At 66.2% G+C, this 13,787-nt stretch carries 14 protein-coding genes; 11 read left to right on the top strand and 3 right to left on the bottom strand.

Features of this window, described 5'->3' with window-relative positions; translation table 11 throughout:
• The first annotated feature begins 273 nt into the window (after positions 1-273).
• From phaR to LRH25_RS10780, 3 genes are all read left to right on the top strand, one after another.
• Complete coding sequence (gene phaR / locus LRH25_RS10790; RefSeq protein ID WP_141287382.1) at positions 274-873, top strand: polyhydroxyalkanoate synthesis repressor PhaR; 600 nt, start codon at positions 274-276, stop codon at positions 871-873.
• A 79-nt stretch (positions 874-952) separates the two neighbouring features.
• A complete protein-coding gene (rimO, locus tag LRH25_RS10785; RefSeq protein WP_141287383.1) occupies positions 953-2,365 on the top strand; it encodes a 30S ribosomal protein S12 methylthiotransferase RimO in 1,413 nt (470 codons plus the stop codon).
• A gap of 17 nt (positions 2,366-2,382) precedes the next feature.
• Positions 2,383-3,654 carry a PLP-dependent transferase gene (locus tag LRH25_RS10780; protein ID WP_141287384.1) on the top strand — a complete coding sequence of 424 codons (1,272 nt, stop codon included), beginning with the start codon at positions 2,383-2,385 and terminating at the stop codon, positions 3,652-3,654.
• Here the strand turns inward: LRH25_RS10780 and pip are convergent.
• Positions 3,651-4,637: a prolyl aminopeptidase gene (pip, locus tag LRH25_RS10775; RefSeq protein ID WP_141287385.1), complete on the bottom strand. Its 987-nt coding sequence runs from the start codon at positions 4,635-4,637 to the stop codon at positions 3,651-3,653. The genes LRH25_RS10780 and pip overlap by 4 nt on opposite strands.
• Positions 4,638-4,886: 249 nt before the next feature.
• Between pip and LRH25_RS10770 the strand changes: the two genes are divergently transcribed.
• Positions 4,887-6,152 (top strand): choice-of-anchor tandem repeat GloVer-containing protein, encoded by a 1,266-nt coding sequence (locus LRH25_RS10770; protein WP_141287386.1) that lies wholly within the window; start codon positions 4,887-4,889, stop codon positions 6,150-6,152.
• Between the two features lie 114 nt (positions 6,153-6,266).
• Here LRH25_RS10770 and smpB read toward each other — a convergent pair whose 3' ends face one another.
• Complete coding sequence (gene smpB, locus LRH25_RS10765) at positions 6,267-6,746, bottom strand: SsrA-binding protein SmpB (protein ID WP_141287387.1); 480 nt, start codon at positions 6,744-6,746, stop codon at positions 6,267-6,269.
• Positions 6,747-6,811: 65 nt separating this feature from the next.
• On the opposite strand from smpB, the gene LRH25_RS10760 reads away from it, so the two are divergent.
• Together LRH25_RS10760 and LRH25_RS10755 are read left to right on the top strand one after the other, a co-directional pair.
• Positions 6,812-7,264, top strand: a complete 453-nt coding sequence (locus LRH25_RS10760; protein ID WP_141287388.1) for a type II toxin-antitoxin system RatA family toxin — start codon at positions 6,812-6,814, stop codon at positions 7,262-7,264.
• Positions 7,251-7,580, top strand: a complete 330-nt coding sequence (locus LRH25_RS10755; RefSeq protein WP_211361363.1) for an RnfH family protein — start codon at positions 7,251-7,253, stop codon at positions 7,578-7,580. Before LRH25_RS10760 ends, LRH25_RS10755 begins: the two co-directional genes overlap by 14 nt.
• A gap of 34 nt (positions 7,581-7,614) precedes the next feature.
• On the opposite strand, the gene LRH25_RS10750 is transcribed toward LRH25_RS10755, so the two are convergent.
• On the bottom strand, positions 7,615-8,103 hold the full coding sequence (locus LRH25_RS10750; protein ID WP_231011138.1) for a DUF4124 domain-containing protein: 489 nt from the start codon (positions 8,101-8,103) through the stop codon (positions 7,615-7,617).
• A gap of 291 nt (positions 8,104-8,394) precedes the next feature.
• On the opposite strand from LRH25_RS10750, the gene guaB reads away from it, so the two are divergent.
• The 5 genes from guaB to LRH25_RS10725 all read left to right on the top strand — a co-directional run bounded on the left by guaB (position 8,395) and on the right by LRH25_RS10725 (position 13,782).
• The gene (guaB, locus tag LRH25_RS10745; RefSeq protein WP_141285858.1) at positions 8,395-9,867 is read left to right on the top strand and encodes an IMP dehydrogenase; all 1,473 of its coding nucleotides are present in this window, start codon (positions 8,395-8,397) and stop codon (positions 9,865-9,867) included.
• Between the two features lie 158 nt (positions 9,868-10,025).
• On the top strand, positions 10,026-11,231 hold the full coding sequence (locus LRH25_RS10740; RefSeq protein ID WP_231011137.1) for an MFS transporter: 1,206 nt from the start codon (positions 10,026-10,028) through the stop codon (positions 11,229-11,231).
• 43 nt (positions 11,232-11,274) lie between these two features.
• Positions 11,275-12,879, top strand: a complete 1,605-nt coding sequence (gene guaA, locus LRH25_RS10735) for a glutamine-hydrolyzing GMP synthase (RefSeq protein WP_141285854.1) — start codon at positions 11,275-11,277, stop codon at positions 12,877-12,879.
• 31 nt (positions 12,880-12,910) lie between these two features.
• Positions 12,911-13,123: a hypothetical protein gene (locus LRH25_RS10730; RefSeq protein ID WP_141285852.1), complete on the top strand. Its 213-nt coding sequence runs from the start codon at positions 12,911-12,913 to the stop codon at positions 13,121-13,123.
• Positions 13,124-13,173: 50 nt separating this feature from the next.
• Entirely contained in the window at positions 13,174-13,782 is a 609-nt protein-coding gene (locus LRH25_RS10725) for a 2'-5' RNA ligase family protein (protein ID WP_170200756.1), read from the top strand.
• Positions 13,783-13,787 lie beyond the last annotated feature (5 nt).

The following is a 13,787-nucleotide window of genomic DNA, read 5'->3' as shown; positions in this document are numbered from 1 at the left end:
AAACGCCGAGTCGCCGCGGCCGCCGGTAGCTTCTGGCTCCGGCGGCCGCGCAACTGGCGCGGCAGGACAAGGGCAAATCCCGGCGGCACGTCAGGGCGCGCACCCTAGAATCGAACACAGCAGCGCATGCAGCTTGCTTGTGCTGCATGGTTGAACGTGCCGTGAGGCCTCAGGCGTCGGCGCTGGCAGCGCAGGCTTGACCGAGCTCCCCCGGTTTTTTGCATTCCGTGTTTTCGTGCGGGCCCGCCAGGGCCGCGAAGGGAGCTTTTGCTGATGACCGAACCCCGCCCGGATGCACCCGGCAGTGCCGAGCCTGCCGCTGAGTCGGCCAGTGCGCCCCGCATCCTGAAGAAGTACCCGAACCGCCGCCTCTACGACACGCGCACCAGCAGCTACATCACGCTGGCCGATGTGAAGGTGATGGTGCTGGAGGGGGCGGAATTCGAGGTGCGCGACGCCAAGACCGGCGAAGACCTGACCCGCAGCATCCTGCTGCAGATCATCCTAGAGGAAGAAGCCGGCGGCATGCCGATGTTCAGCGCCCGCATGCTGGCCCAGATCATCCGCTTCTACGGCCATGCCATGCAGGGCATGATGGGCTCGTACCTCGAGAAGAACCTGCAGACCTTCGTCGACATGCAGAGCCGCCTGGGCGACCAGGCCCGCGGCCTCTACGATCCCGCAGCGTTCACGCCCGAGATGTGGACCCAGTTCATGAGCGGCCAGGCACCGATGATGCAGGGCCTGATGGGCAACTACCTGGAACAGTCCAAGAACCTCTTCGTGCAGATGCAGGAGCAGATGCAAAAGCAGGCCGGGGGGCTGTTCCCGGTGTTTCCGGTGCCGCCGGTGGGCTCCAAAACGCCCAAGTGAGCCACAAATGAGCTGAAAGGCCACCGGGCTTGGGCCGGCCGCCGGGCGCTGGGTGGTGGGGTTTGCGACAATCGGGTCCATGAGCCAAGACCTCGCCAGCCCGCCGGTGCCCGTCACCAGCCAGCAGCCGCCTACCGTTGCGTTTGTCAGCCTTGGATGTCCCAAGGCCTTGACCGATTCCGAACTGATCCTGACCCAGCTCTCTGCGGAGGGCTACCGCACCAGCAAGACCTACCAGGGCGCGGACCTGGTGATCGTCAACACCTGCGGCTTCATCGATGACGCGGTGAAGGAAAGCCTGGACGCGATTGGCGAGGCGCTGACTGCCAACGGCAAGGTGATCGTCACCGGCTGCCTGGGCGCCAAGCAGGGCGACGGCGGCGGCAACCTGGTGCGGGAGATCCACCCCAAGGTGCTGGCCGTGACCGGGCCGCATGCGACGCAGGAGGTGATGGACGCGGTGCACACGCACGTGCCCAAGCCGCACGACCCGTTCCTGGACCTGATTCCCGGCGGCATCCCGGGCGCCGGCATCAAGCTGACGCCGCGGCACTACGCCTACCTGAAGATCAGCGAAGGCTGCAACCACCGCTGCACCTTCTGCATCATCCCCAGCATGCGCGGCGACCTGGTGTCGCGGCCGGTGGGCGATGTGCTGAAGGAAGCCAAGGCCTTGTTCGAAGGCGGCGTGAAGGAACTGCTGGTCGTCAGCCAGGACACTTCGGCCTATGGCGTGGACGTGAAGTACCGCACCGGCTTCTGGGACGGCCAGCCGGTCAAGACCCGCATGCTGGACCTGGTGGCCAAGCTGGGCGAGATTGCCAAGCAACACGGCGCATGGGTGCGGCTGCACTATGTCTACCCGTATCCGCACGTTGACGAGGTGGTGCCGCTGATGGCCGAAGGCCTGGTGCTGCCTTACCTGGACGTGCCGCTGCAGCACGCGCACCCGGACGTGCTCAAGCGCATGAAGCGCCCGGCCAGCGGCGAGCGCAACCTGGAGCGCATCCAGCGCTGGCGCGAGCTGTGCCCGGAAATCGTCGTGCGCTCGACCTTCATCGCAGGTTTCCCTGGCGAGACGGAAGAGGAGTTCCAGTACCTGCTGGACTTCGTGCGCGAGGCGCAGATCGACCGCGCCGGTTGTTTCGCCTACAGCCCTGTGACCGGCGCTGCCGCGAACGAGCTGCCGGGCGCCTTGCCTGACGAGTTGCGCGAAGAGCGCCGCGCGCGCTTCATGGCGGTGGCCGAAGAGGTGTCGATCAACCGGCTGCGCCGTCGCATTGGCTCGACGATGCAGGTGCTGGTCGACAGCGCGCCAGCCATGGGCCGCCGCGGTGGCGTGGCGCGTACCTATGCGGATGCGCCGGAGATCGACGGCACGGTGCGGCTGCTGCCGCCGGCCAAGGCTTCGACCCAGCTGCGCATGGGCGAATTCGCCCGCGCCCGCATCGTGGCCGCCGAAGGCCACGACCTGGTCGGCGAGCCGATCTGAACGCCGGCCTCAAAAGAATGAGCGACACCTCCGAAGGCAGCACCCCCACGCCCCAGCGCAACGACACGCTGGCCACCGAACTGATCCATCACCCGTACAAGCCTCCGGCGGATTTTGAATCCCCTGCGGTCCCGGTCTTCAAGGGCTCGACCGTCTATTTCCCGACGGTGGCTGCACTGCGCGAGCGCACCTGGGCCGACAAGAGCGGCTACACCTACGGGCTGCACGGTACGCCGACCAGCTTCACGCTGGAATCGCGCCTGGCCAGCCTGGAGGGCGCGAAGCACGTGATCCTGGCGCCCAGCGGGCTGTCGGCGCTGACCATCGTCGACATGGCGCTGCTGCAGCAGGGCGATGCGATGCTGCTGCCGGACAACGTGTACAACCCGAGCAAGGACTTCGCGCGCAACGAACTGGCGCGCTGGGGCATCAGCCAGCGCCTGTACGACCCGATGCAGCCGGCCTCGCTGGCCGCGCAGCTGGACCGCGAGGTCAAGCTGGTCTGGCTGGAAGCGGCCGGCTCGGTGACGCTGGAGTTCCCGGACCTGCGCGCCCTTGTGCGCACGGTGCGCGAGAAGGCGCCGCAGGCCGTCATTGCGCTGGACAACACCTGGGGTGCCGGCATTGCCTTCAATGCTTTCGACCTGGGCGAAGGCCTGGGCGTGGATGTGACCATCCACGCGCTGACCAAGTACCCTTCCGGCGGCGGCGACGTGCTGATGGGTTCCATCGCCTGCCGCGACGACGCGCTCAACGACAAGCTGACGTGGACCCACAGCCGCCTTGGCATCGGCGTGGGCATGAACGACGTGGAGCTGGTGCTGCGCGCCTTGCCGAACCTGCCGCTGCGTTATGCCGCGCAAGACGCTTCGGCCCGCCGCATCGCCGAATGGGCGCAGGCCCAGCCGCAGGTGGCACGGGTGCTGCACCCGGCGTTGCCCGGCTCGCCGGGTCATGCGCACTGGGCCTCGCACTGCAAGGCCGCGGCCGGCCTGCTGACGCTGGAGATCAACGCACAGTACACGCCAGCCCAGGTCGATGCATTTGTCGACGGGCTGCGCTACTTCCACATTGGCTGGAGCTGGGGTGGCCCGGTCAGCCTGGCGGTGCCGTACCAGGCCAAGGGCATGCGCAAGCTGGCCACGCCTTACCAGGGCACGCTGGTGCGCCTGTGCATCGGCCTCGAAGCGACCGATGACCTGATTGCCGACCTGGCGCAAGGCCTGGCAAGGCTGGCCGAAACTGCGGCGCCTGCTGCAGATCCTGCGCTCACCGCGACCGCAGGCTAGGCGACGAAGCCGCCGTCGTCTGCCAGCGTGAAGGCGTCGGTGGCCTTGACCAGCTCGGCGGCGATGCCGGGCTCGTAGGAAGAATGCCCGGCGTCCGGCACGACGACCAGCTTGGCGCTGGGCCAGGCGTCTGCCAGTGCAAACGCATAGCGCACCGGGCAGATCACGTCGTAGCGGCCGTGCACGATCACGCAGGGCAGGTGGGCGATCTTGGTCACGCCGGCCAGCAACTGGCCGGGCTGCAGGAAGGCGCGGTGGTGGAAGTAGTGCGCTTCCAGCCGGCCCACGCCCAGCGCGATGGCATCTTCGCCGAATGAATCGACCGTCACCGGATCGGGGATCAGTTGCAGGCAGGAGCCTTCGTAGCGGCTCCAGGCGCGCGCCGCGGGCGTGTGCACGGCAGGATCGTCATTGGCGAGGCGACGGTGGTAGGCGGCGAGCAGGTCGCTGCGCTCGCCTTCAGGCACCTGCTGCGCAAAGGCTTCCCATTCCTTGGGAAAGAACTGGCGCATGCCGTAGAGCCACCAGTCGATCTCCTCGTCGCTGACCAGCCAGATGCCGCGCAGCACCAGGCCCAGGCAGCGCTCGGGATGGGCCTGCGCATAGGCCAGCGACAGCGTCGAGCCCCATGAGCCGCCAAACACCAGCCAGCGCTCGATGCCCAGCAGTTCGCGCAGCCGTTCCAGGTCCGAGATCAGCAGCGGCGTGGTGTTCTCGCGGCATTCGCCCAGCGGGGTGGACTGGCCGGCGCCGCGCTGGTCCAGCAGCACGATGTGGTACTTCGCCGGGTCGAAGAAGCGGCGGCTCTTGGGCGACGTGCCGGCCCCCGGCCCGCCGTGGATGAAGATGACAGGGATGCCGGCCGGGTTGCCGCAGCTTTCCCAGTGCAGCGTGTGCAGTTCGTCCACGGCGAGCCGGCCCGTGCGGTTGGGCTCGATGGGCGGATAGAGGACTTGGTCCAGAGAGGTGAGGGCGGTGCGCATCGTCGCATTGTCCGGCAAGCCACTGCGCCCTCGCGGCGGCCGGGGCCTGCCATTGGTGTTTGCACCTTGGAGTTATTTTGAAGATACCCCCACAAATGAAGTGCAGGTTGTCGTACAACAGGTCCCAATATTGCAAAGTCGCAGGCACGAGCGAGGGCAACCCAAAAGGCACGCCTTCATGAAGCGCCGAACCTCGGCGCGCAGTTCCAGACCTCAGCGATTTACGGCACAGGAGGCCGAATCTTCACCATGGCATCTCGTTTCATCTCTTCACGCGCCCGCGGCTGGCAGTTTGCCGCACTGGCCCTGTCCGCCTCCATGCTGCTGGGCCTGCCGATGCAGGCGGCGCAAGCTGCGGGTGGCGCAGCGAAGGTGGCCATCGCCACCACGCCGATCCCGGCGACCATGAGCCAGCTGTACGCCTTCAAGCTGGACGATGGCCAGGACGGCCGCACCGAACTGGTCCGCGGCAGCGACGGCGCCTGGTATGGCGTGACGATTGGCGGCACCGGCGACTACCTGCATGGTGCGATGTTCAGGCTCAATGACAAGGGCATCGTCAAGATGCTGGCCGGATTCCCGGGCAACGAGACCATGGGCGGCCAGCCCGGCTCCACGCCGGTGGAAGGCGCAGACGGCGCGCTGTATGGCACGACCCAGCTCGGTGGTGCGAACAACTACGGCACGGTCTACCGCTTCGACAAGAAGACCCACGAGGTAAAGACGCTGTATTCGTTCTCGCCGCTGCAGCCCTTTGCGATCGTCAGCTACACCTTCCTCACGGCCGGGCCGGATGGCTGGCTGTATGGCACCTCCGCCAATGACGGCAGCAGCGACAACGGCATGATCTTCAAGCTGCGCACCGACGGCAGCGGCTATCAGGTGCTGCACAACTTCACCGGTGGCAGCGACGATGGCGCGCATCCCTTGGCGCCCATGATGCTGAGCAAGGACGGCTGGCTTTACGGCACGACGCGCAGCGGTGGCGACAGCAACGTCGGCGTGATCTTCCGCCTGAACCCGGCCGACGGCGGCTTCCAGACCGTGAACCACATGCACAGCGGCGGTGAACAGGACCCGGCGCTGTCATCTGCTGCGCTGATTGAGGATGCCGAGGGCAACCTCTACGGCGTGTCTGAATACGGCGGCGAATTTGGCGACGGTGCGGTCTTCAAGCGCGGCACGGACGGCACGATCACCACGCTGTCCTCGTTCATCCACCACGGCGTGCACCCGTATGGCCCGACCACCAGGCTGGCGCGCCGCGAAGACGGCGTGTTGTTCGGCACGACCCGCTGGGGCGGCCACAACAAGCGCGGCGCGCTGTATGCCATCAAGCCGAAGAACAACACTTTCCAGATCCTGCATAACTTCGGTGAAGGCGGCAAGCAGGACGGGCGCTTCCCGTGGGGCGGCACCACGCTGGCAGCCGATGGCAACCTCTACGGCATGACGGCCGGCGGCGGCAGCAAGTACAGCAACGGCACGCTGTACAAGGTCACGCTGACGCCCTGAGCGCCGAGGCCGGCCCGCGCTTGGTCGCCGGGCCGGTCAGTCCTTGCTGGGAGATGAGACCTTGTGTCGCATCAGCTGGCCTTTTTATCGAAAGGCCCAGCCAGCGCTTTGCGCTCAATCCTTCGGATTGGATGAGACTTTGTGTCGCATCAGCTGGCCCTTTTCTCTCTCCCAGTCCCGCTTCTTTTCGGTCTCGCGCTTGTCGTGCTGGGCCTTGCCCTTGGCCAGCGCGATCTCGGCCTTCACGCGGCCGCCCTTGTAGTGCAGGTTCAGCGGCACCAGCGTGAAGCCGCGCTGCTCGACCTTGCCGACCAGGCGCTTGATCTGCTCCTTGTGCAGCAGCAGCTTCTTGGTCCGGTCGGCCTCGGGATTGACGTGGGTGGACGCGCTGCCCAGGGCATTGATGCGGCAGCCGATCATGAACAGCTCGCCGCCGCGGATCAGCACGTAGCCGTCCGTCAGCTGCACCTGCCCAGCGCGGATGGCCTTGACCTCCCAGCCTTCGAGCACCACGCCGGCTTCGAACTGTTCGTCGATGTGGTATTCGAAGCGCGCGCGGCGGTTTTCGGCAATGTAGGCAGAGGTGGTGGACATGAGGTGGAAGGTGAGGGCGGCGAAGCCAAAGGAAAGGCAGGGCCGCCTAGAATGCCCTGCATTGTATGAAGCACGTCAAGAAGTCCGTCCTGCTCTGGTACTCGCCAGCCGAGATGTTCCGGCTGGTGACCGATGTGGCTGCCTATCCGCAGTTCCTGCCGTGGTGCGATCGCGCTGAAATCCTCTCGCAGGACGCGCACAGCATGACCGCCAAGCTGCACCTGGCCTATGCCGGGCTGCGCCACGCCTTCACCACCCGCAACACCAACGTGCCGGACCGCGAGGTCCGCATGGAACTGGTGGACGGGCCATTCTCGACGCTGGACGGCCTGTGGCAGTTCCTGCCGCTGGGCAAGCCGGGTGCAGCGGAGCAGGCCTGCAAGATCGAGTTCGACCTGCGTTATGCGTTTTCCAGCCGGCCCTTGGAACTGGTGCTGAGCCCCGTGTTCGACCGCGTGGCCAACACCTTTGTCGACGCCTTTGTCAGCCGCGCCGAGCAGGTCTATGGCAAGCGCTGAGGTAGGCCCTGCGGCACTGCTGCATGTCGAGGTGGTTTACGGCAACGGCCCGCGCAGCGTGGACCACGTTCAGCTGAGTTTGCCGCAGGGCTCTACGGTGGCCGACGCGCTGCATGCCAGCGGCATCGTGGCCCGCCATGGGCTGCACCTGGACGAGCAGTTCAGCGTGGGCATCTGGGCCAGGCAGCAGCCGCTGAGCGCTGTGCTGCGCGAGGCGGACCGGGTGGAGGTCTACCGGCCCTTGCAGGTCGACCCGAAAGAAGCGCGCCGCCAGCGCTATCGCCGGCAAACAGGCACCAAACCGCGCCGGGCTTGAGTGGCTGGCACGGAGCGGCAAGCCCCCCAGTCGCTCAGTTGCAGTTGGAGTTGACCAAGTCGCGGGCGCGCTGGGTTTCCTGCTCGCGGCCCTGGTCGTCCAGCACCTCGCGCTCGCCTTGTTCATTGGGCCGCGAAATGCGCACGCCGCTTTCCAGCGTCTTCAGCTGGTTGCGCGCGCGGCGGCAGTTTTCAGCCTTGACCGATGCGGTGCGCTCCTTGTCCGCCGATTCCTTGGCCTGCTTCTGGGCTGCCTGGTCGGCCAACAGCTTGCGCTTGCGGGCTTCCAGTTCGCGGTCGGTCGACGGGGCGGAGGCGCCGGGCGCGGGGATCAATGCGTCGGTGCCGGCGTCCAGCGGCGCACTGGCGCTGACGGTCACGCCGCGTGCAGCGCCCGGGCGCTGCAGGATGTCCTTGTCCGGCACGTCCACCGGCGGTGCGCGGTCGCTGACCTGGAGGTGGCCATCGCGGTCACGCCATTTCCAGATGGCCTGCGCAGAAGCATTCGAGGCGGACAGCGCCATGAGCGCCAACAAGACCGCTGACAAAGGACCAGAAAAACCAGGGCGGGAAAGCTTCATGTCGATGCGCAAGCGGACGTCCAAACCAGGGCTTAGTGTAGTGGGCGTCTCGTGGCGCGAGCGCCCTGTTACCGCGGTTTCTTGCCGCTTTGGCCGTGCACCGCAGCCGGGCGGTCGCCACCCGCGGCTGAAAGGTGGGCGGGGCCGCGGCGGCCTGTGCGGGCACGCGAAGCCGCACCGTGACGCGTGTCCGGTCTTTCCGTATAATCCGCTTTTGCGTCTGGAGCTTTCCTCATGCGCCTTCTAGGCAAAGCGCTGACCTTCGACGATGTGTTGTTGGTCCCGGCCTTCTCTCAGGTGCTGCCGCGAGACACTTCGCTGGCCACCCACTTTTCCCGCAACATCGTGCTGAACCTGCCGCTGGTTTCAGCGGCGATGGACACCGTGACCGAAGCCCGTCTGGCGATTGCCATCGCGCAAGAAGGTGGCATCGGCATCGTGCACAAGAACCTGCCACCCAAGCAGCAGGCCGCCGAGGTGGCGCGGGTCAAGCGCTATGAATCGGGCCTGCTGAAGGACCCGATCACCATCGCCCCTGGCGCCCGTGTGCGCGACGTGATCGAGCTCTCCCGCGCCCACGGCATCTCGGGTTTCCCAGTCGTTGAAGACGGTCGCGTGGTGGGCATCATCACCGGCCGTGACCTGCGTTTCGAAACCCGGCTCGAAGCCCCGGTGCGCGAGATCATGACGCCGCGCGAGCGGCTGATCACCGTGCGCGAAGGTGCCACGTTGGCGGAAGCCAAGGCGCTGATGCACCAGCACAAGCTCGAACGCGTTTTGGTGCTGAACGACGCCTCCGAGTTGCGCGGCCTGTTCACGGTGAAAGACATCACCAAGCAGACCAGCTTCCCGAACGCTGCGCGCGATGCCCAAGGGAAGCTGCGCGTTGGCGCTGCGGTTGGCGTGGGCGACGGCACCGAAGAACGCGTTGAGCTGCTGGTCAAGGCCGGTGTGGACGCGCTGGTGGTAGACACCGCGCACGGCCACTCGGCCGGCGTGATCGAGCGCGTGCGCTGGGTCAAGAAGAACTATCCGCACATCGACGTGATCGGCGGCAACATTGCCACCGGCTCCGCGGCCTTGGCACTGGCCGAAGCCGGCGCCGACGGCGTGAAGGTCGGCATCGGCCCGGGTTCGATCTGCACCACCCGCATCGTCGCTGGCGTCGGCGTGCCGCAGATCACCGCGATCGACAACGTGGCGACTGCGCTGCGTGGCACCGGCGTGCCGCTGATCGCGGATGGCGGTGTGCGTTACTCGGGCGACATCTCCAAGGCCATTGCGGCCGGCGCCAGCACGGTGATGATGGGCGGCATGTTCGCCGGCACCGAAGAAGCGCCAGGCGAAGTGATCCTGTACCAGGGCCGCAGCTACAAGAGCTATCGCGGCATGGGCTCCATCGGTGCGATGAAGGCTGGTTCTGCCGATCGCTACTTCCAGGAAGCCGACGAGACCAGCAACCCGAACGCCGACAAGCTGGTGCCCGAAGGCATCGAAGGCCGCGTGCCCTACAAGGGTTCGATGGTCTCGATCATCTTCCAGATGGCCGGCGGCCTGCGCGCCTCGATGGGCTACTGCGGTTGCGCGACCATTGACGACATGCGCGAGCGTGCCGAGTTCGTCGAGATCACCTCGGCCGGCATCCGCGAGAGCCATGTGCACGACGTGCAGATCACCAAGGAAGCGCCGAACTACCGCGCCGAGTAAATTCCCGGCGATGACCGCTGCTGCGCCCGGCTTCGGCCGGGCGCAGCGTTTTCTGAAACCGCTCCCGTTTCAAGATGCCCGCTAGCGAGCCTTCCGGCCACACCGCCCCCATGAACCCAGACGGCAAGCCACAGCGAGCGGCTGCCATGCCGTTCATCATGCTGACGGTGTTAATCGACATGATCTCGATCGGGCTGATCATCCCGGTGCTGCCCAAGCTCGTGGGCACCTTTGCGCGCACGCCGACCGAACAGGTGGGCGCCTACGCGACCGTGGCAATGGCCTTTGCCTTCGCCAACTTCATTGGCTCGCCCATCCTGGGCGCGCTCTCGGACCGCTTCGGCCGCAGGCCTGTGCTGCTGATGGGCTTCAGCGGCCTGGCAGTCAGCTTCTTCGGCACGGCGCTGGCCACCGAATACTGGATGCTGGTGGCGGTGCGCCTGTTCAGCGGCGCGATGCAGGCCAACGCGGCCGTCGCCAACGCCTACGTGGCCGACATCACGCCGCCCGAAGATCGAGCCAAGCGCTACGGCATGCTGGGCGCGATGTTCGGCTTGGGCTTCATCCTCGGGCCGGTGATTGGTGGGCTGCTGGGCGGCATCAACCTGCGGCTGCCGTTCTTTGTGGCCGGCACGCTGGCGCTGTGCAACTGGCTGTACGGCTTTTTCGTGCTGCCTGAATCGCTGCCCCCGGACCGGCGCCAGCCCTTCAGCTGGAAGAAGGTCAACCCTGTCGGTTCCTTGATTCACCTGATGGAACTGAAGGGCATTGGCGCGCTGCTCGTCGTCATTGCCTTTGCCTCGCTCGCCCAGTTCATCCTGCACACCACCTGGGCGCTCTACACCGAGCTGAAGTTCGGCTGGGACCCGGAGCAGATCGGCGCTTCGCTGTTTGCGGTGGGCGTGATGTCGGTGCTGGTGCAGGGCGTGCTGATCGGCCGCTTCACCAAGTGGATGCCGCTGGAGAAGCTGGCCATCGTCGGGCTGATCTCTTCATCGCTGTGCTATGCCGGCTGGGGCGCGGCCACCGAGGGCTGGATGATGTATGCGGTGATTGCCGCCAACGTCTTTGGCTTCGCGGCTGCCACCACGCTGCAAAGCCTGGTCTCGAACGCTGCCGACCCCAAATCCCAGGGCCAGACCATGGGCGCGGTGTCCGGCCTGTCCAGTCTGATGATGGTGCTCGCACCGGTCATCGGCCCCTTGCTGTTGAAGGAAGTCGCCCACCTGCCGCGTGGCGACTGGCGCATTGGCGCGCCTTACTACCTCTGCGCGCTGCTGCAGGCCCTGGCCACCGTGATGGCTGTGGTGCACTTCTCGCGCGTGCGCCGCGCTGCAAGCCGCGAAGCCCCTGCTTCGGCCTGAGAGCCCACACATTCCCCCGAATCTTTCCCGTCCTTTGAACGCCATGCACGACAAGATCCTGATCCTCGATTTCGGCTCCCAGGTCACCCAGCTGATCGCACGCCGTGTGCGCGAAGCCAACGTGTTCTGCGAGATCCATCCGAACGACGTGTCGGACGATTTCATCCGCGAGTTCGCACCCAAGGGCATCATCCTGTCGGGCAGCCACGCCAGCACCTACGAGGACCACGAACTGCGGGCGCCGCAGGCCGTGTGGGACCTGGGTGTGCCGGTGCTGGGCATCTGCTACGGCATGTTCGCGATGGCGGTGCAGCAGGGTGGTGAAGTGGAGCCGGCCGATCACCGCGAGTTCGGTTACGCCGAGGTGCGCGCGCATGGCCACACCGCGCTGCTGCAAGGCATTGAAGACTTCAGCACGGCTGAGGGCCACGGCATGCTGAAGGTCTGGATGAGTCATGGCGACAAGGTCACGGCGCTGCCGCCTGGCTTCAAGCTGATGGCCAGCACGCCCAGCTGCCCGATCGCCGGCATGGCGGATGAAAGCCGCGGCTATTACGGTGTGCAGTTCCATCCGGAAGTAACGCACACCGTGCAGGGCCGTGAATTGCTGAACCGCTTCGTGCTGGAGATCGCCAAGGCCAAGGCCGACTGGGTGATGGACAGCTATGTCGACGAAGCCGTGGCGCGCATCCGCGAGCAGGTGGGCGACGAAGAAGTCATCCTCGGCTTGTCCGGCGGCGTCGATTCTTCCGTCGCCGCGGCGCTGATCCACCGCGCCATCGGCGACCAGCTGACCTGCGTGTTCGTCGACCACGGCCTGCTGCGCCTGGACGAAGGCCGCATGGTGATGGAGATGTTCGCCGGCCGGCTGCATGCCAAGGTGGTGCATGTGGACGCCAGCGCGCAGTTCCTCGGCCACCTCGCGGGCGTGACCGACCCCGAGCAAAAGCGCAAGATCATCGGCCGCGAGTTTGTCGAAGTCTTCAAGGCCGAAGCCGCCAAGCTGAAGGCCGCCAATGCCTCGGCTAAAGGTGCCAAATGGCTGGCCCAAGGCACGATCTACCCTGACGTGGTCGAGAGCGGCGGCACCAAGACCAAGAAGGCCGTGACGATCAAGAGCCACCACAACGTAGGCGGCTTGCCGGAACAGCTGGGCCTGAAGCTGCTGGAGCCGCTGCGCGAGCTGTTCAAGGACGAAGTGCGCGAACTCGGCGTTGCGCTGGGCCTGCCGCACGACATGGTCTACCGCCACCCGTTCCCCGGCCCAGGCCTTGGCGTGCGCGTGCTGGGCGAAGTGAAGCCCGAGTACGTCACGCTGCTGCAACGCGCCGATGCGATCTTCATCGAGGAGCTGCGCGCCGCGGTGGACCCGGTCAGCGGCAAGAACTGGTACGAGCTGACCAGCCAGGCCTTCACCGTGTTCCTGCCGGTCAAGAGCGTGGGCGTGATGGGCGATGGGCGCACTTATGACTACGTGGTCGCGTTGCGTGCCGTGCAGACCAGCGACTTCATGACGGCCGACTGGGCCGAGCTGCCGTACAGCCTGCTGAAGAAGGTATCGGGCCGCATCATCAACGAAGTGCGCGGCATCAACCGCGTCACCTACGACGTGTCGAGCAAGCCGCCGGCAACCATCGAGTGGGAGTGAACTGATGCGGGGTGCGGGACTGATCGTGGTGTTGATCGCGCTGCTGGGTGCCGGCTGGCTGGTGCGTGAGCGGCTGAAGACGCCTGTCGCCGTGCCGGTGACGGTGCCCGTCACCGACGGCCAGGCCGTGCGGCAGGTGCCACCTGGCCAGGTGGCCAATGAGGTCGGCAAGCAAATTGACGCCGCGACGCTTCTGCATCAGCAGGCCCTGGAACGGGCCGACGCCGAAGGCGAGAAGCCCTGATGGCTTGATGGTGCGCGCGCACCAGCCACGCATGCATGGGAGGCACGGAAATGGGTAACGACGGTTTCGAGCAGATGTCCTTGCTGGGTGATGCGCCAGTGGCCAAGCCCGCGCTGAACCGGCTGTTTTTCGCGCTGATGCCGGACGAGCAGGACGCCGCGCGCCTGTTCCAGCTCGGCGCTGAGCTGCGCATGGCGCACGGCGTACGCGGCCGGCCCATCGGCGAGAACCGGCTGCACATCACGCTGCATCACCTGGGTGACTTTCCCGAGGTTCCGGAACTGATGGTGAACCGGGCCAGACAGGCAGGCGAAACGCTGGCCCACCCCACTTTTGCGTTGAGCTTCGACATCGTGATGAGCTTCGGCAAGCACAGCAGCAACCCACCGTTTGTGATGGTGGGCAGCGAAGAGAACCTGTCCGGCGTGATCTCGCTGCAGCGTGAGGTTGGCGTGCGCATGGCGCATGCCGGCCTGGCCCGCGAGGTTGAAAAGAGCTTCACGCCGCACATGACGCTGGCTTACGACCTGAAGACCGTGCCGGCGCAGGCGATAGCGCCCGTGAGCTGGCACGCGAGGGAGTTGGTGCTGGTGCACAGCCTCATCGGCCAGAGCGTGTACTTCGTGTTGGGACGCTGGCCCCTCAAACCCACAGCGTGAGCCGG

Source organism: Ideonella azotifigens, assembly GCF_021043325.1.
Lineage (GTDB): Bacteria > Pseudomonadota > Gammaproteobacteria > Burkholderiales > Burkholderiaceae_C > Ideonella > Ideonella azotifigens.
Note: the sequence above shows the minus strand (reverse complement) of the source record. Positions and strands in the feature narration are given on the sequence as shown.